The organism is Corynebacterium otitidis ATCC 51513 (assembly GCF_000296405.1).
In the GTDB taxonomy this organism is placed as follows: Bacteria; Actinomycetota; Actinomycetes; order Mycobacteriales; family Mycobacteriaceae; genus Corynebacterium; species Corynebacterium otitidis.
This window is the reverse complement of the sequence record NZ_JH815194.1, coordinates 389,954-415,780: the sequence shown is the minus strand read 5'-3', so window position 1 is coordinate 415,780 and position 25,827 is coordinate 389,954. Positions and strand designations below refer to the sequence as shown.

Annotated in this window: 19 protein-coding genes; 12 read left to right on the top strand and 7 right to left on the bottom strand. The window is 71.1% G+C overall.

The genetic code is table 11. From position 1 onward, the window contains the following. Positions 1-14: 14 nt before the first annotated feature. The 6 genes from HMPREF9719_RS07230 to HMPREF9719_RS07205 all read left to right on the top strand — a co-directional run bounded on the left by HMPREF9719_RS07230 (position 15) and on the right by HMPREF9719_RS07205 (position 7,695). Positions 15-1,097 carry an ABC transporter ATP-binding protein gene (locus HMPREF9719_RS07230; RefSeq protein ID WP_004601340.1) on the top strand — a complete coding sequence of 361 codons (1,083 nt, stop codon included), beginning with the start codon at positions 15-17 and terminating at the stop codon, positions 1,095-1,097. Then, on the top strand, positions 1,094-2,032 hold the full coding sequence (locus HMPREF9719_RS07225) for a carbohydrate ABC transporter permease (protein WP_004601339.1): 939 nt from the start codon (positions 1,094-1,096) through the stop codon (positions 2,030-2,032). The genes HMPREF9719_RS07230 and HMPREF9719_RS07225 overlap by 4 nt, the downstream gene beginning before the upstream one ends. Then, positions 2,033-2,863 carry a carbohydrate ABC transporter permease gene (locus tag HMPREF9719_RS07220; RefSeq protein WP_004601338.1) on the top strand — a complete coding sequence of 277 codons (831 nt, stop codon included), beginning with the start codon at positions 2,033-2,035 and terminating at the stop codon, positions 2,861-2,863. A gap of 317 nt (positions 2,864-3,180) precedes the next feature. Then, positions 3,181-4,530 carry an extracellular solute-binding protein gene (locus HMPREF9719_RS07215; protein ID WP_004601337.1) on the top strand — a complete coding sequence of 450 codons (1,350 nt, stop codon included), beginning with the start codon at positions 3,181-3,183 and terminating at the stop codon, positions 4,528-4,530. Between the two features lie 208 nt (positions 4,531-4,738). Further along, on the top strand, positions 4,739-6,079 hold the full coding sequence (locus HMPREF9719_RS07210; protein WP_004601336.1) for an extracellular solute-binding protein: 1,341 nt from the start codon (positions 4,739-4,741) through the stop codon (positions 6,077-6,079). Positions 6,080-6,345: 266 nt separating this feature from the next. Continuing rightward, on the top strand, positions 6,346-7,695 hold the full coding sequence (locus tag HMPREF9719_RS07205) for an extracellular solute-binding protein (RefSeq protein ID WP_004601335.1): 1,350 nt from the start codon (positions 6,346-6,348) through the stop codon (positions 7,693-7,695). A gap of 96 nt (positions 7,696-7,791) precedes the next feature. Here HMPREF9719_RS07205 and HMPREF9719_RS07200 read toward each other — a convergent pair whose 3' ends face one another. From HMPREF9719_RS07200 to HMPREF9719_RS07190, 3 genes are all read right to left on the bottom strand, one after another. Then, positions 7,792-9,762 (bottom strand): glycerophosphodiester phosphodiesterase family protein, encoded by a 1,971-nt coding sequence (locus HMPREF9719_RS07200; protein ID WP_004601334.1) that lies wholly within the window; start codon positions 9,760-9,762, stop codon positions 7,792-7,794. Positions 9,763-10,116: 354 nt separating this feature from the next. Next, on the bottom strand, positions 10,117-11,319 hold the full coding sequence (glf, locus tag HMPREF9719_RS07195) for a UDP-galactopyranose mutase (RefSeq protein ID WP_004601967.1): 1,203 nt from the start codon (positions 11,317-11,319) through the stop codon (positions 10,117-10,119). Between the two features lie 79 nt (positions 11,320-11,398). Beyond that, positions 11,399-14,701 (bottom strand): immunoglobulin-like domain-containing protein, encoded by a 3,303-nt coding sequence (locus tag HMPREF9719_RS07190; protein WP_004601332.1) that lies wholly within the window; start codon positions 14,699-14,701, stop codon positions 11,399-11,401. 494 nt (positions 14,702-15,195) lie between these two features. Between HMPREF9719_RS07190 and HMPREF9719_RS07185 the strand changes: the two genes are divergently transcribed. The 6 genes from HMPREF9719_RS07185 to HMPREF9719_RS07160 all read left to right on the top strand — a co-directional run bounded on the left by HMPREF9719_RS07185 (position 15,196) and on the right by HMPREF9719_RS07160 (position 21,366). Continuing rightward, positions 15,196-15,435 (top strand): three-helix bundle dimerization domain-containing protein, encoded by a 240-nt coding sequence (locus HMPREF9719_RS07185; protein ID WP_004601331.1) that lies wholly within the window; start codon positions 15,196-15,198, stop codon positions 15,433-15,435. Positions 15,436-15,705: 270 nt separating this feature from the next. After that, positions 15,706-17,682, top strand: a complete 1,977-nt coding sequence (locus HMPREF9719_RS07180) for a glycosyltransferase (protein ID WP_004601330.1) — start codon at positions 15,706-15,708, stop codon at positions 17,680-17,682. Next, positions 17,675-18,205, top strand: a complete 531-nt coding sequence (locus HMPREF9719_RS07175) for a phosphatase PAP2 family protein (RefSeq protein ID WP_004601329.1) — start codon at positions 17,675-17,677, stop codon at positions 18,203-18,205. The genes HMPREF9719_RS07180 and HMPREF9719_RS07175 overlap by 8 nt, the downstream gene beginning before the upstream one ends. Continuing rightward, positions 18,192-19,220 (top strand): decaprenyl-phosphate phosphoribosyltransferase, encoded by a 1,029-nt coding sequence (locus HMPREF9719_RS07170; protein ID WP_004601328.1) that lies wholly within the window; start codon positions 18,192-18,194, stop codon positions 19,218-19,220. Before HMPREF9719_RS07175 ends, HMPREF9719_RS07170 begins: the two co-directional genes overlap by 14 nt. Positions 19,221-19,250: 30 nt before the next feature. Then, positions 19,251-20,897 (top strand): alpha/beta hydrolase-fold protein, encoded by a 1,647-nt coding sequence (locus HMPREF9719_RS07165; RefSeq protein ID WP_004601327.1) that lies wholly within the window; start codon positions 19,251-19,253, stop codon positions 20,895-20,897. Positions 20,898-20,904: 7 nt separating this feature from the next. Further along, positions 20,905-21,366, top strand: a complete 462-nt coding sequence (locus tag HMPREF9719_RS07160) for a hypothetical protein (protein ID WP_004601326.1) — start codon at positions 20,905-20,907, stop codon at positions 21,364-21,366. Between the two features lie 37 nt (positions 21,367-21,403). On the opposite strand, the gene HMPREF9719_RS07155 is transcribed toward HMPREF9719_RS07160, so the two are convergent. The 4 genes from HMPREF9719_RS07155 to trmB all read right to left on the bottom strand — a co-directional run bounded on the left by HMPREF9719_RS07155 (position 21,404) and on the right by trmB (position 25,488). Then, positions 21,404-21,883: a DUF3054 domain-containing protein gene (locus HMPREF9719_RS07155; protein WP_004601325.1), complete on the bottom strand. Its 480-nt coding sequence runs from the start codon at positions 21,881-21,883 to the stop codon at positions 21,404-21,406. Positions 21,884-21,965: 82 nt separating this feature from the next. Continuing rightward, positions 21,966-22,985, bottom strand: coding sequence for a lysylphosphatidylglycerol synthase transmembrane domain-containing protein (locus HMPREF9719_RS07150; RefSeq protein WP_004601324.1), 1,020 nt, complete (start codon positions 22,983-22,985; stop codon positions 21,966-21,968). A 68-nt stretch (positions 22,986-23,053) separates the two neighbouring features. Next, a complete protein-coding gene (locus HMPREF9719_RS07145) occupies positions 23,054-24,619 on the bottom strand; it encodes an MMPL family transporter (RefSeq protein ID WP_004601323.1) in 1,566 nt (521 codons plus the stop codon). Between the two features lie 95 nt (positions 24,620-24,714). After that, complete coding sequence (gene trmB / locus HMPREF9719_RS07140) at positions 24,715-25,488, bottom strand: tRNA (guanosine(46)-N7)-methyltransferase TrmB (RefSeq protein ID WP_004601322.1); 774 nt, start codon at positions 25,486-25,488, stop codon at positions 24,715-24,717. Positions 25,489-25,827: the final 339 nt, after the last annotated feature.

Here is a 25,827-nt window from a genome sequence, read left to right as displayed (position 1 = left end):
AAAGGACCGCCCTAGTGGCTTCGATTACTTTTGACAAGGCGACGTTGCACTATCCCGGCAACCCGTCGCCGACGATCGACGCGATGGACCTCAAGGTCGCGGACGGCGAGTTTATCGCGCTCGTCGGGCCCTCCGGGTCCGGTAAGTCGACCGTGCTGCGCATGGTCGCGGGGCTCTCCCCGCTGGCCAGCGGCGAGATTTACATCGGCGACGAGCCCTCGTCGAACGTCGCGCCCTCGAAGCGCGACGTGGCGATGGTGTTCCAGTCCTACGCCCTGTACCCGCACATGACCGTCGCGGAGAACATGGCGTTCGCGCTGAAGATGCAGAAGGTGCCCAAGGAGGAGCAGCAGCGTCGCGTCAAGGAGGCCGCCGGGCTGCTCGACCTGCACCAGTACCTCGAGCGCTATCCGAAGGCTCTCTCCGGCGGGCAGCGCCAGCGCGTGGCGATGGGCCGCGCGATCGTGCGTGACCCCCGGGTCTTCCTCATGGACGAGCCGCTCTCCAACCTGGATGCGAAGCTGCGCGTCTCCACCCGCTCGGAGATCTCTAGGCTGCAGCACCGGCTCGGCACGACGATGCTCTACGTCACCCACGACCAGACCGAGGCCATGACCATGGCCGACCGCATCGCCATCCTCAAGGACGGGGTGCTCCAGCAGGTCGGCACGCCCGAGGAGGTCTACCGGCACCCGGTGAACACCTTCGTCGCCTCGTTCATCGGCTCCCCGTCGATGAACATGCTCAACGGCGAGGTCGCCGACGGCTACATCGTCGTGGGCGACGCGCAGCTCAAGCTCCCCTCGCGGCAGAAGGCCGCCGCCGGCCAGAAGGTCGTCGTCGGGATCCGCCCCGAGGCCGTGCAGCTGTGCGGGGAGGCGGACGCCGACATGCGCAGCGAGGTGCAATTCGTCGAGAACTACGGCTCGGACCTGTTCCTCCACCTCTCCGTCGAGGGCGGCGTGGAGAGCAACGACGTCATCATCCGCGTGCCGAACACCACCCGCGTCGAGCGCGGCGACAAGCTCAGCCTTGCGGTAGACACCGAGGCCCTGCAGCTGTTCTCCGCGGACACCGAGGAGGCGCTGGCGGCATGACCTCGGTGACGAACGCGGTAACGAAGGAAGCGCAGAAGCCGGTTCCCGCGGCCGGCGGCACGAAGGAGCGCTCCGAGTGGTGGGCGTGGGTCCTTCTCCTCCCGGTCATCGCCCTGTTCTTCCTCTTCAACTTCTTCCCGTTCCTGCGGGCGATCTACCTGTCGTTCACGCAGACGGACCTCTTCGGTCAGCCGGCGGCGTTCGCCGGGCTGTCCCAGTACATCGACACCCTCAGCGACCCGCACTTCCTCGCGACGCTGGGCAGGACGCTGCTGTTCACGGTGCTCTCGGTCGTGTTCAAGCTCGTCATCGGCATGGCGATCGCGCTGCCGCTGTCCTACCGGATCCGCGGCACGGTGTGGATGCGCTCGATCGTGCTCGTGCCGATGGCGGTGTCGACGGCGGTCGGCACGCTGGTGTTCAGCCAGATGTTCGCACCCGCGGTCGGGTTCTTCGACCAGGTGGCCAGGGCGCTGGGCTTCGGACAGGTCGGCTGGCTCACCAGCCCGCAGGTGGCGCTGTTCTCCGTGCTCATCGTGGACGTGTGGATCGGCATCTCGTTCGTCATCCTCCTCATGCTCGTCGCGATCGACCAGATCCCCGGCGAACAGATCGAGGCCGCGGCCCTCGACGGGGCCACGGGCTGGCGCTACGTCCGGCACATCATCATCCCGGGAATCGCGCCCATGCTCTTCGTCCTCACCGTCACGCAGGCGATGTCGGCGATGAAGGAGTTCACGATCTTCAACGTGCTCACCGGCGGCGGGCCGGGCGACTCGACCCGCACGCTCGTGCTCGACATTTACGACCTCGCCTTCGGCGGCGGCACCGCGGACTTCGCGGCGGCCTCCGCGCGCGGCATGGTCCTCGTGTTCTTCATCGCGGTGCTCACCGCCGCGCAGTTCTGGCTCAGCAACAGGGGAAAGGCGAAATAAATGACCAAGCAACTTCGCGGCCCGGTGGGCACGGTCATCCTCGTCGCGTGGCTCATCATCGCCTGCATCTTCATCATCTTCCCCGTGGTCTACGGCGTCATCGGCGCGTTCCGCAGCACCACGGACATCCAGTCCGGCATCGACTCGCTGCTCTTCGGCGACCTCGTGCTCGAGAACTTCCCCAACGCGTGGGAGCAGTCCTCGATCGGCACGCAGCTGTGGAACTCGGTCTTCGTGACGATCATGCAGACCGGCTTCCAGTTCATCACGAGCATCCTCGCTGCCTACGCCCTGGTCTTCGGCCGGATCCGCGCAGCGGGCAAGATCCTCATCGTCCTGCTCGTGCCGATGATGATCCCCGCCGAGGTCACCGTCATCGGTAACTACCTCACCGTGCGCAGCATGGGCTTCTACGACACCGTCGTCGGTGTGTTCCTGCCCTACCTGGCCAACAGCTTCACGCTGTTCCTCTTCTACCAGGCCTTCCGCGGCTTCCCGAAGGAGATCCGCGAGGCCACCCGCCTCGAGGGCGTCGGGCCGATCCACTTCCTGTTCCGGTTCGTGCTGCCCCTCAACCGCTCCGTGATGATGACCGCGATCGTCACCTCCGCGATCGCGGCGTGGAACGGCTACATGTGGCCCCTGCTCATTACCCAGTCCGAGTCCGCCCGCACCATCCAGCCCGGTATCGCGGCGCTCGCGGACGAGGCGGGCCAGGACACCGGCCTCGTCCTCGCGGGCCTCATCCTCGCGGTCATCCCGACCGTCCTGCTCGTCATCTTCGGGCAGAAGTACCTCACCCGCGGCCTCACCGACGGCGCGGTGAAGTAACCACCCTGCCGCCGACCCCGGCGCCGAGCGCGCCGGGGCGGCCGGCCCCGACTGTTTAACGGAAACGTGAACTGTGGGTCACCCATACCTCGTTTTGGTTAACAAAAACTGTGGCGCCGCGGCAGAACGCGTTCAAAACCACCTGATTAGGTCGGCACCATAGCGCGGACGCGCCGGGCAGTGCGCCCGAAACTTTCGCTCGACGGCCCGGGGAGGGCCCCGTCGGGCCCCGCGTGCCCGGCTCGCGCGACGCCCGCGGCGGCGCCTCCGAGAGCGGGCACGACCACCGTTAAAGAGAAACATCTCGAGGGAGACTCATGAGCTACGTAAAGAAGATCGGCGCGCTGGGCGCCGCGGCGGCGATGGTCGCCCCCACGCTGACCGCCTGCGGCGGCGACGCCGACGCCACCCCCGTGAACGCCGAGGGCGCGGTTATCGTCGAGCTGTGGCACGCCTCCGGCGGCGCTGCCGGCCAGACGCTCGAGGACCTGGTCGAGCAGTTTAACTACGAGCACCGCGGCGAGATCGAGGTCCGCGCGGCTTACCAGGGCTCCTACGGCGACGCGATCGCGAAGTTCATCGCCTCGGTGCAGACCGGGGACCTGCCGGCGATCATGCAGGCCAACGACGTGCAGACGGCGTTTATGAAGGACTCCGACGTCATCGTCCCCGTCGAGGAGCTCAACGAGCGCTACGGCGGCTACGACTTCGACGACGTCGCCCCGGCGGTCCTCAACTACTACGAGATGGAAGACACCATCTATTCGATGCCGGCGATGATCTCCCAGCCGGTGATGTACGTCAACAACGACCTGCTCGCCGAGGCCGGCCTCGACGTCAGCGACGTGGAGACCACCGACGGGCTCATCGAGTCGGCGCGAACCATCAAGGAAAAGACCGGCTCGGCGGGCTTCACGTTCCACCTCGACGGCTGGTTCATGGAGCAGGCCGCCTCGATGCTCGGCGAGGAGCTCTGCACCCCCGAAAACGGCACCGGGGAGAGCCCCGCCACCGAATTCGCGCTCGACAACCCCGAGCTCGTGGACCTGTGGTCCACCTACGGCGAGCTCTACGCCACCGGCGAGGCCCACAACCCGGGCAAGGACGGAGCTGCCGCGACAGGCGCGTTCACCACCGGGGAGGCCGCGGTGCAGCTCGGCTCCTCGGGCGGGCTGGGCAACCTCATGGCCAATGAGCCCGACTTCGACTGGTCGGTCCACCGCCTGCCGCGCGACAACGACCGCGCGGGCGCGGTGCCCGGCGGTAACTCTCTGTGGGCGATCGACCTCGGCCACAACGAGGAGGAGCAGGAGGCCGTCTGGGAGTTCATGAAGTTCATCGGCTCCGACGAGAACCAGGCAAAGATCTTCCGGGAGACCGGCTACCTGCCGACCACCAACGGCGCACTGGACCTCCTCGACGACATCGACTCCAACCAGGAGGCGATCCTCGACCAGCTGCACACCAACCCGGTCAACACGGTTACGGCCGGCTGCCACACCGGTGCGCTCAACATCGCGCGCGGCGACTACGAGCGCGCCATGAGTGAGATCGCCAACGGCGCCGACCCCGTGACTTCGCTCGACGAGGCCAAGGTCGACGCTGACGCGAAGATCGAGACCTACAACGAGCGCGCCGCCCTCACCGACTCCGAGGACTACGAGTAAACCCCTCCCTCGGAGACCGAGACACTCGAGGCCCCGCGGCTCCGGCCGCGGGGCCTCGGCGGCTATGAGGAGCCCGAAACCCCGGCGTAGCGTCGTCCGTTGAGCCATCCGCGGGCGCGCCGGGCGGAAGTTCCACCGCCGCCGGCCCGGCCGCGCGCGGAGCGCTGCCGTGACGGTGGAGGCGATAGCGGTGGGACGCGGAGGGTTGATGATTCACGCGAAGGAGACGGGAGCCCTGGTCCTGGGGGCGGCGCTCGCTGCCGGTGCTGCCGGCTGCACGCAGGGCGACGCCGAGGCCGACCGCAACGAGGAGGGCGCCACGGTTGTGTCGCTGTGGCACTCCTCGGGCGGAGCTGCCGGCCGGGCGCTCGACTCGATGGTCGCCTCCTTCAACGAGCAGCACCGCGGCGAGATCGAGGTGCGCCCCGTCTACCAGGGCGACTACAACGACTCCATGGCGAAGTTCGTGGCCTCGGTGCAGACAGGCGACCTGCCGGCGCTCATGCAGGCCAACAACGTCGAGACCGCCTTCATGAAGGACTCCGGGGTCATCACCCCCGTCGAGGAGCTCAACGAGCGCTACGGCGGCTTCGACTTCGACGGGCTCGTCTCATCGGTGCGGAACTACTACGAGATGGACGACACGATGTACGCGATGCCGGCGATGATCTCCCAGCCGGTGATGTACGTCAACGACGACCTCCTCGCCGAGGCGGGGCTCGACGCCTCCGACTTCGAGACCACCGAGGAGCTCGTCGAGTCCTCCCGCAAGATCAACGACGAGCTAGGGGTCGCCGGGTTCACCTTCCCGCTCGACGGGTGGTTCATGGAGCAGTCTGCGTCGATGCGCGGCGTGGAGCTGTGCTCCCCCGGCAACGGCGTGGGCAGCGAGCGCGCGCAGCGGTTCGCCACAGGCTCCGACCCGGTCGTCGACCTGTGGGACGACTACGAGGGGCTCTACGCGTCCGGCGCGGCGCACAACCCGGGCATCGACAACGAGGCCGCCGCGGGCGCGTTCCTCACCGGCCAGGCCGCCATTCACATCGGCACCTCGGGCGGGTTCGGCAACCTCATGGCCAACGAGCCGTCGTTTAACTGGTCCGTGCACCGGCTGCCGCGCGACAACGACGCGGCGGGCGCCATTCCCGGCGGCAACTCGCTCTGGGCGGTGGCCCTCGGCCACGACGAGGAGGTCCAGCGGGCGGCCTGGGAGTTCATGAGCTACGTCGGCTCGGACGAGGTCCAGGCCGAGCTCTTCCGGGACACCGGCTATCTTCCCACCGCGGAGGGGGCGCTCGAGGAGCTCGACGACGTGGACGACAACCAGAAAGCCATGCTCGGCCAGCTTCACTCGAACCCCGTCAACGACGTCACGGCCGGCTGCCACTCGGGCGCGCTCAACTCCGCGCTGCGGGACTTCGAGCGCGCCATGAGCAGCATCGCCAACGGCGAGGACGCCGCGGAGACCCTCGAGGCGACCACCGAGGAGGCCGACGACAAGATCGACACGTACAACGAGCGCGCCGAGCTCACCCACGTCGAGGAGTAGCTAGCTTCTTTGCGCGGTCTCGAGGCGTGTGCCCACGAGCCCGCATTGCGGTCGACGACCGGTCACGGGAGCTGCCGAAAAGCTTTCCTGACCCTTAGCTCTCGCACAACCGCCCATTCACCCAGGCGTGCTGGTGTAAGCACGACGGCGCGGGCCCGCGGGCCACGATGGCCGAGCCCCGCCGGCGCTATTCGGCCTCGGGCTACCTGGGCGGCGATAGCGCCGCCCGCCCCGGGCCACAGGCTCGAGCAGCGGATGGGTCTCCAATGAAGGGCAAGAAAAAGAAGCTGGCCGCAACTGCGGCGATTCTGTTGGGAGGTTCCGCCCTAGCGGGGTGCGGAGCCAGCGCGGAGGCCACTGCGGTCCACGAGGACGGCGCGGTCATCGTAGAGCTGTGGCCCTCCTCCGGCGGCGCGGCGGGGCGCTCGCTCGATGAGATCATCGAGCTGTTCAATCACGAACACCGCGGCGAATACGAGGTCAGGGCTTCCTACCAGGGGGACTACGGCGACGCCATGGCCAAGTTCACCGCCTCCGTGCAGACCGGAGACGTCCCCGGGATCATGCAGGCGAATAACGTCGAGACCGCATTTATGAAGGACTCGGACGTCATCGTTCCGGCTGAGGAGCTCAACGAGCGCTACGGGGGATACGACTTCGGCAACGTCGCCCCGGCGATCCGCAACTACTACGAGATGGGCGGGACGATGTACGCGATGCCGACGATGATCTCCCACCCGATCCTCTACGTAAACAACGACATGCTCGCAGAGGCGGGGCTCGGCATCGACGACATCGAGACCACCGACGACCTCGTCGCTGCGTCGTGGCAGATCCACGAGGAGGTCGGGGCGGCGGGCTTCACCTTCCCCCTGGGCGGGTGGCTCATGGAGCAGTCCGCGTCGATGAACGGCGTCGAGCTGTGCGCCCCGGAAAACGGGACGGGAAACCGGCCCGCCGGGGAGTTCACCGTCGATGACCCGAGGATCGTCGATCTATGGAGTGACTTCGGGGAGCTCTACGTCGCGGGAGCGGCTCACAATCCAGGCCAGGACGCCGACGCCGCGACCGGCGCGCTCGTGACGCGGGAGGTCGCCATCCAGATCGGATCGTCCGGCGGGCTCGGCAACCTCATGGCCGACGAACCAGACTTCGATTGGTCGGTCCACGCGCTGCCGCGCAACGACGACTCGGCAGGTGTGATTCCGGGCGGGAACTCGATGTGGGCGATCGGCCTTGGCCATACCGAGCGCGAGCTGGAGGCGGCGTGGGCGTTCCTCGCATTCATCGGCTCGGACGCCATGCAGGCGAAGATCTTCGACGACACCGGCTATCTGCCGACCACGGTCGGTGCGCTTGACCATGTTGACTCGATAGATCACAACCAGCAGGCGATCCTCGACCAGCTGTTCTCTCTTCCGGTTAATACGGTGACTGCCGGGTGCCACACCGGTGCTCTCAACAACGCGTTGCGGGATTTCGAGCGCGCCATGAGCGAGATAGCCAACGGGGCGGATGCGAAGGAATCACTCGCCCGCGCCAAGGAGGACGCCGACGAGAAGATCGAAACCTATAACGAGCGCGCGGCGCTCACCGCCGCCTCTAGGTACGAGTGACCGCCCCGGCCGAGCGATCAATCTCGGCCGGGCTGGCAGGTAGATTCGCCCTCCCGATGCGGCGGTGCCCGGCGGCAAGCGGCACCACGGGCTGGGTTATTCGGGCCAGGACGCCTCGCCGCCTGGACGAGCGCCGCTAACGGGCGGCAGTGGAGCCTCGAGGTCGGTGTTCTCGGAGGCGTTCTCCGCGTCGTCGGCGTGGCCCGCCGAGGGCACGAGGTCCCAGACCGACCAGGAGGACTGTTCGCCCTCGACGAGGTAGTTGTAGGCGTACGGGTGGCCGTAATAGTACCGGTCGTCCCACGCGAAGGTCAGGGCTCGGCCATGGGCGTCGAGGAACCGATGCTCCGCGGTGCGCACCCATTTGGCCCGGGCGCTGGTGCAGTCGTCGCTCCACGGCACGCGGTCGTCCTCCTCTGGATTAGAGACGAGGCACTGGCCGGTGCGCGGGTCGCGGATGCGCATCGTTCCGTCGTCCGGGGCGTGAATCTCGAGATCGGTGGTGTAGTCGGGGGCGTCGATGTTGCAGGCCGCCGTCCACACCGGGGCCTCGGGATCGCTCCACAGGCACACCTGCCCGCCCCACGCCGATGCGCTCGCGCCGCCCCAGCCCTTGATCTTCACCGTGGCGGTGTCGGGAACCGCGTGGCCCTGGTACTCGGTGAAGAGAGCGGAGCGCATCCCGGCGGGAGGCTGCGTCGGGGAGGGCCGGGCGACGTGATCGAGCTGCCCGTGGTCCTGGGCGTGGAGCTCGACGGTGTCGGTGTCGTCGGCGGTGATGAGGGTGACCCCCATGTGACGGTGGAAGTCGAGGTTCATCCGCCACTCGTGTTCCTCGGCCGCGTACTTGGTGCGTTGGCGGCGCTCGCTGAGGTCGTAGCAGCAGGACGACTGGGCGTTGAAGAACGCCGCGGTCGCCACGACCGGCTCGGGACCGAAGGAGTTGGGCACGGTGAAGCCGCCTTCGGGCCCCTCATAGAACAGCATGAAGTCGGGCACGGGCACGAAGGCCCCCAGCCGCTTGGAGAAGTGGTGGACGATCGCGACGAACTCGGTCATGGTGCCCTCCTGCGCGTTGTCGAGCGCGAGGGAGGTCGGAGCGTTGTACGGCCCGAACGTGCTGTCGGTGATGCGGTCCGTCTCGTAGAACTCGCTGGTGTCTTTGATGACGACCTCGATGCCTGGCGCGACCGTCGAGGGGGCCGCGGCCCACTGCGCGACGGCCCGCGCGGCGTTGGTGCTGAGTTCGAGCCCCTCGACGTCGGGAACGACCTCGCCGTCGTCGATCGCGGCGGCAGCGGCGGGAGTGACGTAGGGGTAGGCCATGAGAGGCTCGGTGACCCCGGCGTCGGCGAGGAGCTGGCTCCAGTGCTCCGGGGTGGGGGAGAAGTGCATGGGGAACTTCATGATCACGCGCTTGTCGAGGTGCTCCTCGGGGTGCGCCTGGGCGTGCCGGGAGATCACTTGAGCGGTGGGTCCCATGGCCGCGGGGTCTTTGATCTCCAGGTGAAGGAGAGCCTGGCCCTTGCGCTCGACGATGAGGTCGAGGATCTGCTCGATCGTCGGGATCGTGTAGTGGGTGACGGTCCGATCCCGGGCGACCATCTGCTTGGCGGAGATCTCCTCGAGCGTGAGCTCGGCGATCGGGTCGTTGGGACCGGTGTCGGTCTCGGGGTCGTAGGTGGGCTCGAACATCTTCCCGACCCTGACGTCGTGGAGGGAGACGGGAACCCCGTCGGCGGTGAGCCGAACGTCCGTCTCGATCGCCGGGTGGCAGGCCGCGAGGGACTTCGCGAACGCTCCCAGGCTGTTCTCCGGGGTGTACTTATCGAAGAACCCCCGGTGCCGTGCCGTGACGACGTGATGCTCGGGGCCCGGCGAGGTGAGCTGCTCGTATTGGGTTTCCCAGGACGGACAGGGATCGGTGGACTCGGGCTCGTCGGCGGCCGCGCGCCCCGCGAGAAGCAGGCTAGCGGCGAGGAAAATGACGGCCAGACCCGCGGCGACCGCCCCGGCGAGATGGCGGGGTCGCCCGAAATCGGCGGTATGGGGTTGTGGCGAGGGCATGATGCTCCGTTCGCATCGGTGGAGGAATAGAGACCGTCGGGCCGATGCGTGGAACCCCTGCGCCGCGTCACCTCAGGCGGCCCCGTTTGGCGGAGGGCGTGCTTCGAGGGGACAGGGCAATGGTGTCTGCTGCAGTCGGCGGTGGACAGGGGTTTCTCGTCCGGCCAGCGATAAAGGCCTTGCGCGAACGATTACTTAAGGATAGCGAACTAACAACCTGTGCGGTGTGACGCAGAACTCGTCAGAGAGGGAGTTTCGTCACCTGCGAAGGTGGTGTTCCTCGAGATCAACAAACGCACCGCCCCGCGAGGGCGATCCTCGCGAGGCGGTGCGGTAAAGCGGTGATGCCGGCGCTTAGTGCCCGCGGTCCTGCTCGAAGGGGGTGCCCTCAGTGACGTACGGTGCGAGCTTGTTGTCCACCAGGGTGAGCGCCGCGGCGATGGCCATGTGCATGTCGAGGTACTGGTAGGTGCCCAACCGTCCGCCGAAGAGGACCTTGTTCTCGCGGGCCTCCCGGGCGACGAGCTCGCGGTAGCGCTCGAGCTTCTCCCGGTCGGCGGGGGTGTTGATCGGGTAGTAGACCTCGTCGTCGTCCTCGGCGAAGCGCGAGTACTCCCGCACGATGACGGTCTTGTCGTTCGGGTAGTTCTTGCGCTCCGGGTGGAAGTGCCGGAACTCGTGGATGCGGGTCCACGGCACGTCCGGGTCGTTGTAGTTCATCACGGAGGTGCCCTGGAAGTCGCGGATGGGCAGCACCTCCTGCTCGAAGTCGAGGGTCCGCCACCCCAGCCGCCCCTCGGAGTAGTCGAAGTAGCGGTCCACCGGCCCGGTGTAGACCACCGGCGCCTCGGGGCTCTCCTCGCGGAGGGCGTCGCGGACCTCGAAGTAGTCGGTGTCGAGGACGACGTCGATGTTCTCGTGGTCGGCCATGTTCTTCAGCCACGCGGTGTACCCGTCGACGGGGAGGCCCTGGTAGGTGTCGTTGAAGTACCGGTTGTCGAACGTGTAGCGCACGGGCAGCCGGTTGATGATGCCCGGGGGCAGCTCGGTGGGGTCGGTCTGCCACTGCTTGGCGGTGTAGTGCTTGACGAACGCCTCGTAGAGCGGCCGGCCGATGAGCGCGACGCCCTTCTCCTCGAGGTTGGTGGCCTTCTCCGGGTCGCGGCCCTCGCGCTGCTCGGCGATGAGCGCCTTGGCCTCCTCGGGGCTGTAGTAGCGGCCGAAGAACTGGTTGATGAGGCCGAGCCCCATGGGGAACTGGTATGCCGTGTTGTCGTGCATCGCGAAGACGCGGTGCTGGTAGTCCGTGAAGTCGGTGAACTGGTTGACGTAGTCCCACACCCGCTTGTTGGACGTGTGGAACAGGTGCGCCCCGTACTGGTGCACCTCGATCCCCGTCTCCGGCTCGGCCTCGGAGTAGGCATTGCCGCCGATGTGGCCGCGCTTCTCGACGACGAGGACGCGCTGGCCCAGCTGGCTGGCGGCCCGCTCGGCGACGGTGAGCCCGAAGAAGCCCGAGCCGACGACGATGAGATCGTACTTTCCTGGTGACGTCATGGGCCCAAGGCTATCGGACAGGCCCACCCGATCCGGGGCGGCGCCCCGGGCCGAGGTGGGCCTTTCGGATGCCGGCTAGCTACGCGCGGGCGCGGCGGCTCAGCGCGAGCGCCGCCCCGCCGAGCGCGAGCGAGCCGAGCCCGATGCCGAGCGCGGCGAGCACCCCGCTAACACCCGTCGCGGCGAGCCCGGAGCGCCCGGCGGCGCCGCCCTGGGAGCCGCTCCCGGCCGCGGCGGCCTCGCCGGCGGGCTGTTCGCCCTCGCCGGTCGCGGTCGCGCCGGGCGAGCCCGCGCCGTCGCTGTTGCGGGTGACGGTGACGATGCGGCTCGCGGCGGCCTGGTTGCCGGCCGCGTCGGCCACGAGGTAGGTCACCTCGTAGGTGCCGGGGGTCTGCGTGTCGGGCGCGCCCTCGACCACCACGCGGTCGGTGATGTCGCCGTCGACGTCGTCGACCGCGCTCACCCCCTCGAGCGGGTCGAAGGGATCCCCGGCGGCGATCGTCGCGTCGCCGGGCACGGTGAGCACCGGGGCGGTGGTGTCCGCGGCGCCGGCGCTCGGGCGCACGAGGCCCGACTGGACGGTGGAGCCGCCCGCCTCGCCGGCGGCGACGCTGCGGGAGACCGCGTACCAGGCGTAGAGCCGGTCGGGCTCGAGGCCCTCCCAGGTCACGACGGCGGGTTTACCCGAGGGCGCCTGGGCGCGGCCGATCTCCTCGTCGGTGGGGGAGGTGACGATCACCGAGTCGGTGGTGAAGCTCGTCTGCCGGCTGGTGAGCTGGATGGGCAGGCGCACGTCGTCCTCGCGGCCGTCGTAGCGGTTGTCGGTGTCCCACTCGGTGGCCTGGAAGTCGTCCATGAGCGGCGAGTAGGAGTCGATGACGAACTCGCCGCGCTCCACGTCGAACTGCAGGAGCCGCAGGTAGGACGCGCCCAGCTTGAGGCCGTCGTCGGCGGCGAGCCCGTCGACGTCGGTGAGCCCCACCTCGCCGGCGGGGATCAAGTAGTTCTGGTAGTCGGCGAGCGCCTCGATGACGTTGCTGTCGTTCTCGCCGTCGACGTCCTGGCGCACGACGATGCTCACCCCGTTGTCGTGACCGGAGAGCACGAGCGCGACGTTGGGGTTCTGGTCGACGACGCGGCTCTGGATGATCTCCCCGTCGTGGGAGAACGGCCCGCCGCGCCCATCCGGCGCGGTCGACGCCTCGTTGTAGGCGTGGGTGACGACGATGGCGTTGCGGTCCGCGTACTGCTTGAGCACCTCGTCGGCCCAGGCGGCCTCCTCCTCCTCGACCTCGTAGGAGAGGTAGACGACCACGAAGTCGAGGCCGTCGGCGGTGAAGAGGTCGTAGTGGTTGTCGTTGTCGCCCTCGCGCCACGGGTGGAAGCTCGCCTGGCGCTCGACCCAGCCCGGGTGCTCGTTGAGCCGCTCGTAGCGCTCCGGGCCGAAGTACTGGTTGTAGAGGTTGTCCGCGCCCTGCTCCGCGCCGCCCAGGTTGTCGTGGTTGCCCGCGAGCACCCCGTTGGGGATCCCGGCCTTCTCGAACTCGGCGTGGATCCGGTCGGCGTAGTCGAACTCGCGCTCGGCGATCTCCCGGTAGCCCTCGTAGTCCTTGGCGGCGGTCTCCGGGTCGACCCAGTTTTCGATGATGTCGCCCGAGTGCGCCGCGTACGCGATGTTGCGCTCCTCGGCGTTCTCGACGATCCAGTCGAGGACCCCCTCGTAGGCGGACTGCCACACGGCGCGCTGCTCGGGGGAGTGCTCCGGGTCCGCGGCGCCCTCGGCGAGGAACTGGGTGTCGGTGTAGTGGACGATGGAGAAGTCGTAGTCGTCCCGGTCCTCGAAGGACTGATCGACCTCGTGGTCGAGGTCGTCGGCGAACGGGTCCACCCCGGTCACCAGCGCGTGCACCGTGCCGCCCTTGGCGTGGCCCTCCTCGAGCGGCGCGTTGAGCACGAGCTGGTGCTCGGCGACGCCCCGCGCCGAGGCGAGGAGCTCCCAGGCGCCGGAGTGGTGGTTCCAGACGCGGACCTCCACGGCGCGCGCCGGGTCGACGGAGCCCTCCCAGCGCAGCGACTGGCCCTCGGCGGGGCCGTCGACGTCGACGTCGAAGCGCTGGAAGGCGATCTCGCCCTGGTGGGCGGCGGCCGAGCGGCCGTCGGCCGGCACGTCGCCGGCCTCGATCGCGTCGAACTCGAGGGTCTCCGGGAGCTGAGAGACCAGACCCGAGGCGACGCCTTCACCCTCGCTCGCGCGCCCGGCGTAGAAGGTAGTCTCGTGCGGCCCGCCGTCGGGGGTGCTCGCCGCGGCCGACAGCGTCGCGGAGGCCTGCCCGGCCTCGGCGTTGGCGCCCTCGGCGTCGGGGATCGCGCCGCTGGTGAACGGCACGGGGATGGTGACGTCGCGGCCGAAGACGGTGCGGGCGCTGATGACGAGCTCGTGCTCGCCCTCCTCGAGGCCGGGGCCGATGAGGCCCTCGGGGTCGGCGGGCTTGCCGTCGACGGTGATCGCCACGCCGGGCTGGACGAGCTCAGGGTTGTCCCACTCGAGCTCGAAGTCGACCGCGTGCTCGAGGCGCGCGCCGGGCTCGGGGCTGAGCCGCGCCGGGGCGGGCTCCTGGCCGGTGACCGCGGCGGGCAGGGCGGCCTCCGCGGCGGCGGCGACCTCTGCCGGAGTGAGCGCGGCGGAGTGGACGCGCAGGCCAGCGAACGTCACGGGCACGGCCTCGCGCTCGGCACTGAGCCGCCAGGCGGGCTTCTCGCCGGGCTCGACGGAATCGAGCTTGTCGTCGGGGGCGGTCGCGGTCGCGACGGGCTCCCCGTCGAGGTAGAGCGTGAGCGTGCCCTCGTCGAACACGCCGGTGGCGTGGTACCAGCGGTGCGGCTCGAGCGGGGTTTCCGCGACGGCGGCGGCGTCGCCGCCGGCCGTAGCCTCGAGCGCGAGCTTGCCGCCGCGGGCGTTGAGGGAGAGCTGCCCGCCGGCCTCGCCGGCGCACAGCGGCCGGGTGCGCTCGTTGGGGATCTGATCCTCGAGTCGGAACGTGCACTCGATGCTCGCGGTGGTCTCGGCGGCGGGGCTCGTCGCCGCCGGGAGCTCGTAGCGCAGCGAGTCGAAGTCGGTGCGCGCGACGCCGCGGCCCAGCGCCTCGTCGCGGCGGAGGCTCACCTCTCCGTGGGCCTCGGGGTCGATGCCGTGGGCGGCGTCCGCGGCATCGCCGTCGGAGAAGTCGACGTCGAGGACGTCGGCCGCGGGAACGGCGGTCGCCGGCGCGGCGCCTTGCGCGGTGGGGGCGGCGGGCTGGGGTGCGGCGATGGCCGGGGTGATGACGAGGCTGCCGGCGATCGTCGCGGAGAGCCCCGCCAGCGCCACTCTGGAGATACTCATCGGTGTCCTTCTGGCTTCCTTAGCTCGGGTGGGCGTGGTGGTCGGCCGGGCCGCCGTCCCCGGCGGCGGGCGCGCGGAAGGGGAGGCTAGCCAGGCGGCGTTACGGAAGGACGTAGCCGCAGTTAAGGAAAGGCCAGGGGGAGGCAAACGCGGCGGGAAGCTCCCGTTGAGCGGGCCGCGGGGCGTGCCCGCCGGCGAAACGCGGGGCGCAAAGGGCGGTCCGAGAAGCGGGTCGCAGGGGGTCTCTTGCCCCCTTCGCCGCTCCCCCGCGCGCCGCGAACGCCGCGCCTGCGGGCGTCGGGAATGAAAATTCTGGCGCCGGAAAACCCCAGCTCACTGCCCCTCGGCGCGGCGCGCGACGCGCCTACCGGCGTGTTTCCCTTGCGTTAACTTTGCCGACGCCCTAAGATGACCGCCAAGTTAACAATCAGTCAACGGTTGGTGGCGCGGGGACGGTCCCCGAGTGCGCCAGCCAGGAAGGGGAACGACTGACCATGTTCAACAACATCCGTACCATCGCCCGCGACCGGCTCTGGAGCATCCGCGAGGACCTGCAGAAGCGCTTCGGCGGCGTCCTCAGCGAGCGGACCGTGAACTCCGTGCTCGACTCGGCCGCCTCCCAGCACCAGGGCACCTACTTCGTCAAGGTGCTCATCGAGCGCGACGCCGCCAACCAGCTCGAGGAGCTGCGCAACGCGCCGACCATGGCCGACGACATGCGCTACGCCGCCTAAGGGGTTGGCGACTCAGAAACACACCGCGCCAGGGGCGAGACGACCCCGGCGACGGGCAGGCCAGGCCGCCCGCGGGACCCGAAGACCGGGACCCGCGGGCGGTTTCGTCGTGTCACGCTCGGTTCGGGGCCCGGGGCGCGGCATATTAAACTTGCCCTCGCACATCGCCGCCGGCGGGCGCGCGGGGCCCGGCAGGGCGCCTGGGGCGCGCGCCCCGCGCCGGGGCGCGGCGGCGCACGACACCCAAGCGAGAATTCAAGGACTTCTTTCGTGACAGCTGACTCCCCCTCGTCCGAGGCCGTGGAACAGATCCAGCGATTCCTGCTGCCCAAGGTCGGCGAGGCGCACAACGTCCGCGAGCTCTACTACGTCGAGACCCGCCGGACGCTCGACCCGGTCGTGTTTCCCGACCGCTTCACCGTGGAGATCCCCTCCTCGGCCGAGGTGAGCTTCGAGACCTACTTCAACGCGTTCCCGGCGAGCTACTGGCGCCGCTGGTCGCAGCTCGACCGGGTGATCCTCCGCCTCAACGTCGAGGGCACCGCGCGCGTGGACGTCTACCGCTCCCGCCACAACGGGGCGCGCATCGCGCTCGACTCCGCGATCGTCACCGACGACGCGGCGGAGTTCTCCCTGTCGCTCGACCCGTTCGAGGACGGCGGCTGGCTGTGGTTCGACGTCACCGCCGAGACGGATGTCACCATCTCCGAGGCGGGCTGGTTCGCTCCGCAGGCGCCGGGCCCGCAGGTCCTGCCCGACGGCACGGAGGTCGGCCCCTTCGACAAGCGGGTCACCGTCGGCATCCCGACGTTCAACCGCCCGGCGGACGCCGTCGCGGCGCTTCAGGCGCTCGGCGAGGACGAGGAGGTCGCCTCGATCATCGACGCGGTGCTCATGCCCGACCAGGGCGACAAGCACCCCGCCGACGAGGAGGGCTTTAAGGAGGCCGCCGAGGCCTTCGGCGACCGGTTCTTCGAGTTCCGGCAGGGCAACCTGGGCGGCTCGGGCGGCTACTCGCGGATCATGTACGAGGCGATGGGCGGCGTCAATGGCCAGAAGAAGGCCGGCCGGGCGCGCAGCCCCTATATCCTCTTCATGGACGACGACATCGCCATCGAGCCCGACTCGATCCTCCGCGCGGTGCAGACCGCGCGCTTCGCGCGCACCCCGTTCATCCTCGGCGGGCAGATGCTCAACCTGCTGCAGCGCTCGGAGCTGCGCTCCATGGGCGAGATCGTCGACCGCTCGTCGTTCATGTGGGCGCCGGCGCCGTACGTGCACTACGACCACGACTTCTCGGAGCTCCCGCTGGGCGGGGAGGGGCGCAAGGCCAGCCCCGAGAATCCTCAGGCCAAGGACCTGCACCGTCGCATCGACGTGGACTTCAACGGCTGGTGGATGTGCCTCTTCCCCCGCGTCGTCGTCGAGGACCTCGGCCAGCCGCTGCCGCTGTTCATCAAGTGGGACGACACCGAGTACTCGCTGCGCGCCCGGGGCGCGGGCTTCCACACGGTCACCTGGCCGGGTGTTGCGGTGTGGCACATGTCGTGGACCGACAAGGACGACAGCATCGACTGGCAGGCGTACTTCCACCTGCGCAACCGGCTCATCGTCGCGGCGCTGCACCACGACGGGCCGATCAAGGGGCTCTTGCGCGACCTGCGCAAGGCCACGGTCAAGCACGTGTTGTGCATGGAGTATTCGACGCTCGCGATCCGCAACGAGGCGATGCGCGACGTGCTCGCCGGCCCGGAGCGGCTCTTCGAGATCCTCGAGTCGAGCCTCCCGCACGTCAACGAGATCCGCTCGCGCTACTCGGACGCGAAGATCATCCCCAGCGCCGCGCAGCTGCCCGACCCCTCGGGGGATAAGGGCGTGCCGCGCCAGGACGTCGGCGGGATCCTCAAGAAGCTCGCCTACAAGCCGCGCTGGCTCTTAAAGGGCGTGCTCCACAACCTCACCCGCGCCGACGAGCGGCACCACGAGGTGCCCCAGGCGAACCTCAAGAAGGACGAGTCGCACTGGTTCTCCCTCTCGCAGCTCGACGGCGCGACCGTCACCGCCGCGAGCGGGAAGGGCGTGACCTACCGCAAGCGCGACCGCGACGTCGCCGCCGCGCTGCTTAAGGAGTCCGTGGAGCTCGAGCGGCGGATCGGGCGAGAGTTCGACCGGCTCCGCGAAGAGTACCGCGCCGCCCTGCCCGAGCTCACCAGCCGATCGTCGTGGAAGCAGGTCTTCGATGCCTAACCGTCTCGATAGCGCCGAGGCCGATGCCCTCGTCGCCGCGCAGCGCGCGCTCAGCCGCGTGCCGGGCTCCGTCGCCGCGGCTCGGGCGATCTCCCTGTTCGGGGAGCACGCCGCCGGCTGGGCGGCGCTGTCCGCCGCGGGCGCCGCCCTCGACCGCGCGCGCCGCGAGCCGTGGCTGAGGCTCGGCGCCGCCGCGGTCGTGAGCCACGGCGCGTCCATCGTCATCAAGCGGCTGGTGCGCCGCCGCCGCCCCTCCGACCCCCGCGTCGAGGTGCGTGTCGGCACGCCGTCGAACCTGTCGTTCCCGTCCTCGCACGCGACGTCCTCGACCGCGGCGCTCGTCGCGCTCTCGCGGCTCACCGGCTCGCGCGCGCCGCTGGCGGGCATCCCGGTGGTCATCGCCTCGCGCCTCGTGGCCGGCGTGCACTACCCGGGCGACACGCTCGCCGGCGCGGCGCTCGGCGCCCTCACGGCGAAGGTCCTGGCCCCGGCGGAAAGGATGACCAAGCGTGACGAGCGATAGCTCCGCCCACCACGGCGGCCGCCACGAGGCGATCCTCGGCGACCAGAACGTCCTCGACTCCGAGCCCCACACCGAGGGCATCGACACCACAAAGAAGCGCCGCCCGCCGCGCAACCTCCCCGACGCGGTGCTCAAGGGGCTGCGCCCCAAGCAGTGGGTGAAGAACGTCCTCGTCGTCGCGGCGCCGCTCGCCGCGGGCGCGCAGACGCTGCTCAGCGCCGAGACGCTCCTTTCGGTGGCGATCGCGTTCGTCGCGTTCTGCCTCGCGGCCTCGTCGATCTACCTCATCAACGACGCCCGCGACGTCGAGGCCGACCGGGAGCACCCCACCAAGCGCTTCCGGCCGATCGCCTCGGGCATGCTGCCCATCGGGCTCGCCTACGGCCTCGCGGTGGTGCTCGTCGTCGCGGCGCTGGGGGTCTCCCTGCTCGCGCCGTCGGGCCTGGGGCTCGCGCTCGTCGTGGGCATCTACATCGCCCTGCAGCTGGGCTACTGCTACGGGCTGAAGCACATGGCCGTCGTCGACATCGCGCTGGTGTCCTCGGGCTTCATGCTGCGCGCCATGGCCGGCGGCGTGGCCGCCGGCATCGAGCTGTCGCAGTGGTTCCTGCTCGTCGCGGCGTTTGGCTCGCTGTTCATGGCGGCGGGCAAGCGCTATTCGGAGCTCAAGCTCTCGCAGCGCACCGGCGCGACGGTGAGGCGCTCGCTCAAGGGCTACACGGAGACCTACCTGCGCTTCGTGTGCACCCTGGCCGCCACCGCGGTCGTGCTGTGCTACGCGCTGTGGGGCTTCGAGATGGCCGGCCAGGCCCCCAGCCCCGCCGGGGGCTGGTACCAGATCTCCATGGTGCCGTTCACCGTCGCGATCCTGCGCTACCAGGCCGACATCGACCGCGGCGACGCGGACGCCCCGGACGAGCTCGCGCTCGAGGACCGGGTGCTCCAGCTGCTCGCCGTCGCGTGGCTCGCGTGCGTCGCGCTCGCGGCGTACATCGTGCCCGCGGTGCTGGGCTAGCCGCCCGTGGCGAGGCTAGACTATCGGGCCATGGCCGCACCCCAGCCCCGAGTCCGCAGGCTCGCGATAGTCGCTCTCGCGGGCGCGCTCGCCGCGGCCGCGGCGCTGCCCGGGGTCGTGCTCGCGCAGCCGTCCGGCGCCCCGAGCGAGAGCCCGGCGCCGAGCTCGGGCCCGCAGCCCTCGCCCCGCCCCGGCGGCGGCGACCAGGGCGGCGAGGGGCCCGGCGGGGAAGCGATGCGCGTTGATAGGGAGGCCGCGGCCGCGCTGCCCGACGGGGTGAGCGTGGAGAACGTCGAGTACCGCACCGGCAACGAGTTGCGCCTCACGCTGCGCTCCGCGGCGATGCCCGCCTCCGGCATCGAGGTCGCCGTCCTCCTGCCTCGGGACTTCTACGCCGAGCCCGAGCACACCTTCCCCGAGCTGTGGCTCCTCGACGACGCCGCCACCGAGAAGGGCTCCGGCTGGCTGAGGCGCACGAACCTCGCGCGCTTCATGGCCGACAAGAACGTCCTCACCGTGCTCCCGCTCGGCGGGCAGCGCTCCGCCTACTCCGACTGGGCCGACGCGCCCGCCGCCCCCGACGGGGAGGGCCGCTGGCGCCAGCTGCTCGCCGACGAGCTGCCCGGCATCACCCGGGCGTACCTACGGTCCAACGGGACGCGCGCCGTCGTCGGCGCGGGTAGCGGCGGGGCCGCGGCGTTGAGCCTCGCGGGTGCGGAGCCCGACCTCTTCTCCTTCGCAGGTTCGCTCTCCGGGGTGCTCGACACCGAGGCCCCCGGCGTGCCCGGGCTGCTCGACGAGGAGCTCGAGCCGGACCTCGAGGAGCTGTGGGGCTCCCCCGGCGACGAGCACTGGCAGGCCAACAACCCCATGCGGTTGATCCCCGGGCTTACCGGGCTCGACGTGTACGTCTCCGCGGGTACGGGCCTGCCGGAGTCCCGCGAGGGCGGCTCGCCCGCCAGGCGTCCCGCGGGCGAGGACGTCGCCGGCTTAGAGGCGGCCGCGGGGCTCTCCAGCCGGGGGTTTGTCCGCTCCCTCGAGGAGGCCGGCGGCGAGCCGATCGGCGAGTTCCCCGCCGCGGGCTTGCGGGCCTGGGAGTTCTGGCAGCTCGAGCTGTCGCGCGCGTGGGCGCCGATCGCCGCCTCCCTCGACCTCGACGGCGAGGAGCGGGAGGCGTGCCGGGCCACGCCGCGGGCCCGCGCGCTCATCGAGGGCTCCGCGGCGCTGAGCGGCTGCCTCGCGCCGAGCTACACCGTCGAGCGCGACGGCACCGAGATCACCGTCACCCAGGCGGTCGGCGGGCTCGTCCTCACCCCCGAGGAGGGGGAGGCCGGCATCGTCCTCGAGCCGCTCGCCGGCGCCTACCGCCAGGCCGGCGGGCCAGCGGGCTCGCTCGGCCTGCCGACCGGGCCCGCCCTGCCCGTCGACGGGGACGACAAGCCCACCCCGCCAGCCGAGTGGGGCGAGGACGAGGCGATCCGCCAGGACTTCGCCGGCGGCGCGATCATCGGCTCGAAAAAGAGCGGCTTCTACGCCGTCCCGCGACCCATCCTCGCCGCCTACGACGAGCGCGGCGGTGCGGCCGAGCTCGGCCTGCCCGAGGGTCCCGCCGAGGACGGCGGGCAGAGCTTCGCCGACGGCGAGGTCCGCGCGGACGACACGACGGAGGGGGAGTAGGTAAGGCATGGCCACGACGCGACGTCTCGCGGGAGCGGCGGCCGCCGCCGCGCTGGCGGCGCTCGCAGCATCCTGCACCACCGTCACTGTCGAGGAGCGCGAGCCCGGCGGCGGCGCGCCCGCCGAGGCGACGACCACGTCCACCCCCGGCGGGGAGGAGGCCGCCGCCCACGCCGTCGAGCGCCCCGAGGAGCCCGGCTCTCCCTTAAGCAGCGAGGAGGCCGACGTCGTCGCCGAGATCGAGGACCTCGGCGTGGACACGAAGCCCCTCGCCGCGGAGATCGCCGCCGCGGCGCACGCCTCGTGCGCGGGCGACGACGCCGCCGTCCGCGCGGCCGCCGGGCTCATCGCCGTGCACGCCGGCGGCGGCGACGCCGACCCCGAGGAGATCGCCGCGGCGCTCGCCGACGCCGCCGAGCAGCACCTCTGCGCCTCAGGCGACGGCGGCGAGGCCGACGCCGAGGGCTAAAAGATCCGCCGCCCGCCGGAGGCGCCGGCTCCCCGGGCTAGCCCCGGCGGGCGAACCGCCGGGCGGCCGCGACGACGCCGCGCCACCCGAGGAACAACACCGCGCACATGAGGGTCGCGACGACGGGGAAGGACCAGTGCGGGATCCGGTTGTGTATGAGGCTCCACACCAGAAGCCCCACGACCGAGGTCGACAGCCAGATCGTCAGCCCGCCCGGGTTCAGCGGCGCGGCGAGCGCCCCGAGCGAGCCGCGCCCGTCGGCGTGCTCGCGGCGGGCGGCGCCGGCGGCGAGGATCGCCCAGCCCAGCGCGAGCCCGATGAGGAACGGCATGAGCGTCGCGGCCCACGAGCCGAAGGTCAGCGGTGTGTCGGGGCTGTTGTGGGCGATTCGCGCGGCGAGCGCGAAGAGCGCCAGCGCCGCCGCGTCGAGCCCCGCGGTCACGAGGGTGGGGATCCGCCTGGCCCGCGGCGCGCCCCCGGTGCTCGCCGCGGCCTCGTCGCGCTGCGCGGTGTCCATGTCTGCCTCCTCGCGCGGGGCCGGGTGTCGCGCTGCCGCGGCCCCGCGGGACGAACGGCGCTCAAAGATGGTGCGAAATCGACTAGGGGCCGTCGGCGCGGCGGGCGGGGGAGCCGCCGGGCGCCGCCGCGACGGGTGCGCGGCGAAGGCGCCGGGAGACCACCCACGACCAGAGAAACGCCAGCCAGCCGACGAGCGTGGTCAGGCCGAAGTTTATCAGCCGGAACACGATGATCGCGGCGACGGCCTGGCCGGAGGGGATCGACGCGAGCGGCACGAGCGCCGAGGTGAGTGCGATGTCGACGGGGCCGAGCCCGCCCGGGGTGATCTGGGCCTTGGCGACGAGCTTGGCGATGACGAAGCTCAGCGCCACGCCCGCGAGGTCCGGTTCCCCGCCGACGGCGTAGATGCACAGGGTGAGGCACGCGAGCTCGAAGGCCCAGTTCGCGGCCGACCAGAAGAACGCGAGGAGCAGCCGCCACGGGGAGACGGCGACCGCGCGCAGCTGGCGGGCGATCGCCTCGACCTGCTCCGAGAAGCGGTCCTCGGGGGCGCGGCAGAGCCGGTTGAAGGCCCGCACGGCGCGGTGGAGGATCCCGCCGATGGCCTGCGTGTTGCGCCCGGCCCACATGAGCGCCGCGATGACGGCGGCGCCGCCCGCGAGCGAGAGACCCAGGGAGACGGGGTGGAGGCCGTCGACGTTGACGAAGAGCAGCGCGGCGAGCCCGAAGAAGGCCATGGCGATTCCGGCGAGGATGCCGGAGACGACGAGGTACCAGCCCGCCACCACCGTCGTGGCGCCCCAGCGCATCTGCTCGCGGAAGATGAACGCCGCGGAGATCGCCGGGCCGCCGGGAAGCGAGTTGGAGAACGCGTTCGCAGCGAGGCCCAGCACGTTCGCCGAGCTGCGCCGCGTGGGCACGCCCGCGGCGCGCAGGAGCACGACCATGACCTCGGCCTGGCTCGCCATGACGAGCGCCATCGCCCCAATCGCGAGGGCCACGGCCTGGGGGCTCGCGCCGCGCAGCGCCTCGAAGCCGTCGGCGATGAGGTCGGTGTGGCGCCACGCGAGCAGAGCGAGGATGCCCACGACGGCGAGCACGACGGCGAGTCGGGACCACGGGTTAGCCCACGCGCGGCGGGCCTTGGCGACGAGGCGGGAGAGGATGGCTACCGCCTCCTCCGGCGGTGGCTGCGCGGGCGCCTCGGCGGCGCCTGGGCGGGCTCGGGGCGGGGAGCGTAGCGCGCGGCGAGCTCCGTGGCGCGCACCAGCCCCGAGCCGTCGGTCGCGGCGCGGCCGCGGCGGGTCGCCTCCTCGAGCGGGCGGAGGCTCGCCTGCTCGACGGGCTCGTCGGCGCTGCGCCGCGGCGCGACCCGAGGCCCTGCCTCGGGCCTACCGGGCGCGATGCGGCGGGCCGCGCGTCCGGAGGTGACCACGGCGCGCAGCGCGCGGTAGGTGGCGCGCAGCCAGGCGGGCGCCCACCAGTTGTCGGAGCGCAGCAGGAACATGGCGGCGGGCCCGAGGACGGGCCGCAGCGCGAGCGAGTCGACGAGCATCGCCGCGGCCAGCCCGAGGCCCAGCGTCGTGGAGCCCGAATCGGGGCTAAGCGCCCACGCGATGGCCGCGGCGGCGAGCACGAGCTCGAGGGCCGCGGCGAGCGGGGCGCTGCGCGCCGTGCCGGTGAGGATCGCGCCGTCGGTGTCGGCGCCCGCGGCGTGCGCCTTGCGGATGCGGTGCAGGGTGATGACGTCGCCGGCGAGCAGCAGCCCGAAGGCGGTGACGGTGAGGACGACGAGCGTGCTCGCCGTGGGCGTCGTCGGCGCGAGCGCGACGAGGCCGACGGTGGCCTCCGCGCCGAGCGCGGCGAGCACGACCGCCTTGATGGGCAGCACCATCGAGCCGAGCGCGAGGCACAGCGGCAGGTAGGAGGCCACAAGCAGGAACAGCCCGAGCAGCGGGATGCGCTCGGGCAGCGGGGTGGCGGGGGGCAGCGCGACGGCCGGCACGGCGGCGAGCAGCACGACGACAACCCCGCCGGTGGCTGCGATCCAGGGCTGTCGCATCGCCCAGGCGGGCAGCCGCCACCACACCGAGGAGCGCAGCCGGATGTGGCCGAGCGGCGCGCGGCTGATCGCCCCGGCGTCGATGCGCTCCCCGAGGAGCGCGAGGAGCGCGGGCACGACGAGCACGGCGACGGCGACGGCGGAGGCGGCGCCGACTAACGCGCCGAACGCCGTGGATCGCACGGCGTCCTCGGGCACGATCGCGAGCCCCACGGCGGAGAGCGCGACGGCCGCGCCGGCGAGCAGCACGGTCGTGCCGCTCGAGGCGGTGGCGGTGGCCACTGCGCGGGCGGGCGGGGTGCCGCGGCCGATGTCGAGCCGGAAGCGCGCGGCGATGACCGTCGCGAAGCCGGCGGCGAGGCCAAGGCCGAGAACCCCGGCGAGCATGTCGTCGAGGTTGTCGGGAGAGTTCGCGGAGCGCGTCGCGCCGAGCACCCCGGCGGCGGTGCCCGCGCCGAGGACGCCGGCGGCGGCGGGGACGAGCGCGGCGGCCGCGGAGCCGAGGACGATGAGCCCGGCGAGCGCCGCGAGGGTGATCACCGCGGCGGCCGGCAGCGGGCTTAGGGCGTGGCCGCGGCCGAAGCAGAAGAACAGCAGGGCGACGAGCGCGACGAGGATGGGGACGATCAGCCACCGGTTGCGATGGGAGGTCTCTCCCCACAGGTCCATCATCTCGCGCTCGCTCCTTGGCTGTTCGAGGTCCCGGCCCGGGCCGCCCGCGCGAGGGCGGGACCTTATATTTCTTAAGTTACGTCCTTAGCGTCAATCTACGGGCGGGTCTTCTCCCACAGGTACTCGCGGATCTCGTGGTCGAGGCCGAGCCCGCGGTTCTCAAACTTCGTCTCCAGCTGCCGGTCGGTAAGGATCGGGCAGCCCGGCCACGGCCAGCCGCGGTAGGTCAACGCCGGCTCGACGTCGACGAGCTCGTCGATCCACTCGGCGTAGCCGGCGTGGTCGGTCGCGACGTGGAGCACCCCGCCCTCGGCGAGCCGGTCGGCGATGAGGTGCAGCGGGCCGGACTGGAGGATGCGGCGCTTGTGGTGGCGGGCCTTCGGCCAGGGGTCAGGGAAGAAGATCCGCACCCCGGCGAGGCTGCCGGGCCGAATGAGCCGGTGGAGGACCTCGACGCCGTCGCCGCGGACGAGCCGGATGTTGTCGATGCCGGCCCGGTCGATCTGGCCGACGAGTTTCGCGAGCCCCGGCTTGTAGAGCTCCACGGCGATGACGTTGACGTCCGACTCGAGGGGAGCCATCGCCGCGGTCGAGGTGCCCGTCCCGGAGCCGATCTCGAGGACGGTGGGGTGCCCGGAGCGCCCGAACCACTCATCGATGTCGATCGGCTCGGTCTCCTCGCCGGTGAGGACGCGGCCGAGCTCGGGCCAGCGCCGGTTGAAGGTGCGCTCCTGGTTCTCGGTGAGCGCGCCGCGGCGGAACGTCACCGAGCCGAGCCGCGGCCAGTCGCGGCCGTCGTCGACGACCGTCTGCGGGGGCCGCCCGGCGGGCAGCTCCCCGACGCCGCGGTCGAGAGAGTCCTTAGTCATCGGGAGACATTCTCGCCGCTGCGTCGGGAAAGCTCAATCTCCCCCGCCGGCGGGAGCCGGGAACCGGAGGCGCCGGCCCGGCAGTCCAACCGGGGTGCACGCCGCGCGCGACGGCCGCGGGGCGGCGGGCGATCGGCGAGAGATAACGACAGATAAAGAGGAAAGGCGGCGCGAGGCATGGCGGAATCGCGGGCGCTCCGGGAGGCCCGGTCCTGGGTCGACACCGACAACCAGGCCGCCGCCGGCGCGCGGGACGGGGTGGCTCGGCTCGTGCGCGCCGCGGGCGGGCTGGCCGGGGCCGAGGCGCTTGTCGCGGGCGAGCTGGCCCGGCAGGCGGGC

Bases quoted from the DNA above. Each gene is read 5' to 3' on its own strand.
- HMPREF9719_RS07225 (WP_004601339.1), top strand. From the start codon at position 1,094: ATGACCTCGGTGACGAACGCGGTAACGAAGGAAGCGCAGAAGCCGGTT.
- HMPREF9719_RS07220 (WP_004601338.1), top strand. From the start codon at position 2,033: ATGACCAAGCAACTTCGCGGCCCGGTGGGCACGGTCATCCTCGTCGCG.
- HMPREF9719_RS07215 (WP_004601337.1), top strand. From the start codon at position 3,181: ATGAGCTACGTAAAGAAGATCGGCGCGCTGGGCGCCGCGGCGGCGATG.
- HMPREF9719_RS07210 (WP_004601336.1), top strand. From the start codon at position 4,739: ATGATTCACGCGAAGGAGACGGGAGCCCTGGTCCTGGGGGCGGCGCTC.
- HMPREF9719_RS07205 (WP_004601335.1), top strand. From the start codon at position 6,346: ATGAAGGGCAAGAAAAAGAAGCTGGCCGCAACTGCGGCGATTCTGTTG.
- HMPREF9719_RS07200 (WP_004601334.1), bottom strand. From the start codon at position 9,762: ATGCCCTCGCCACAACCCCATACCGCCGATTTCGGGCGACCCCGCCAT.
- glf (WP_004601967.1), bottom strand. From the start codon at position 11,319: ATGACGTCACCAGGAAAGTACGATCTCATCGTCGTCGGCTCGGGCTTC.
- HMPREF9719_RS07190 (WP_004601332.1), bottom strand. From the start codon at position 14,701: ATGAGTATCTCCAGAGTGGCGCTGGCGGGGCTCTCCGCGACGATCGCC.
- HMPREF9719_RS07185 (WP_004601331.1), top strand. From the start codon at position 15,196: ATGTTCAACAACATCCGTACCATCGCCCGCGACCGGCTCTGGAGCATC.
- HMPREF9719_RS07175 (WP_004601329.1), top strand. From the start codon at position 17,675: ATGCCTAACCGTCTCGATAGCGCCGAGGCCGATGCCCTCGTCGCCGCG.
- HMPREF9719_RS07165 (WP_004601327.1), top strand. From the start codon at position 19,251: ATGGCCGCACCCCAGCCCCGAGTCCGCAGGCTCGCGATAGTCGCTCTC.
- HMPREF9719_RS07160 (WP_004601326.1), top strand. From the start codon at position 20,905: ATGGCCACGACGCGACGTCTCGCGGGAGCGGCGGCCGCCGCCGCGCTG.
- HMPREF9719_RS07155 (WP_004601325.1), bottom strand. From the start codon at position 21,883: ATGGACACCGCGCAGCGCGACGAGGCCGCGGCGAGCACCGGGGGCGCG.
- HMPREF9719_RS07145 (WP_004601323.1), bottom strand. From the start codon at position 24,619: ATGATGGACCTGTGGGGAGAGACCTCCCATCGCAACCGGTGGCTGATC.
- trmB (WP_004601322.1), bottom strand. From the start codon at position 25,488: ATGACTAAGGACTCTCTCGACCGCGGCGTCGGGGAGCTGCCCGCCGGG.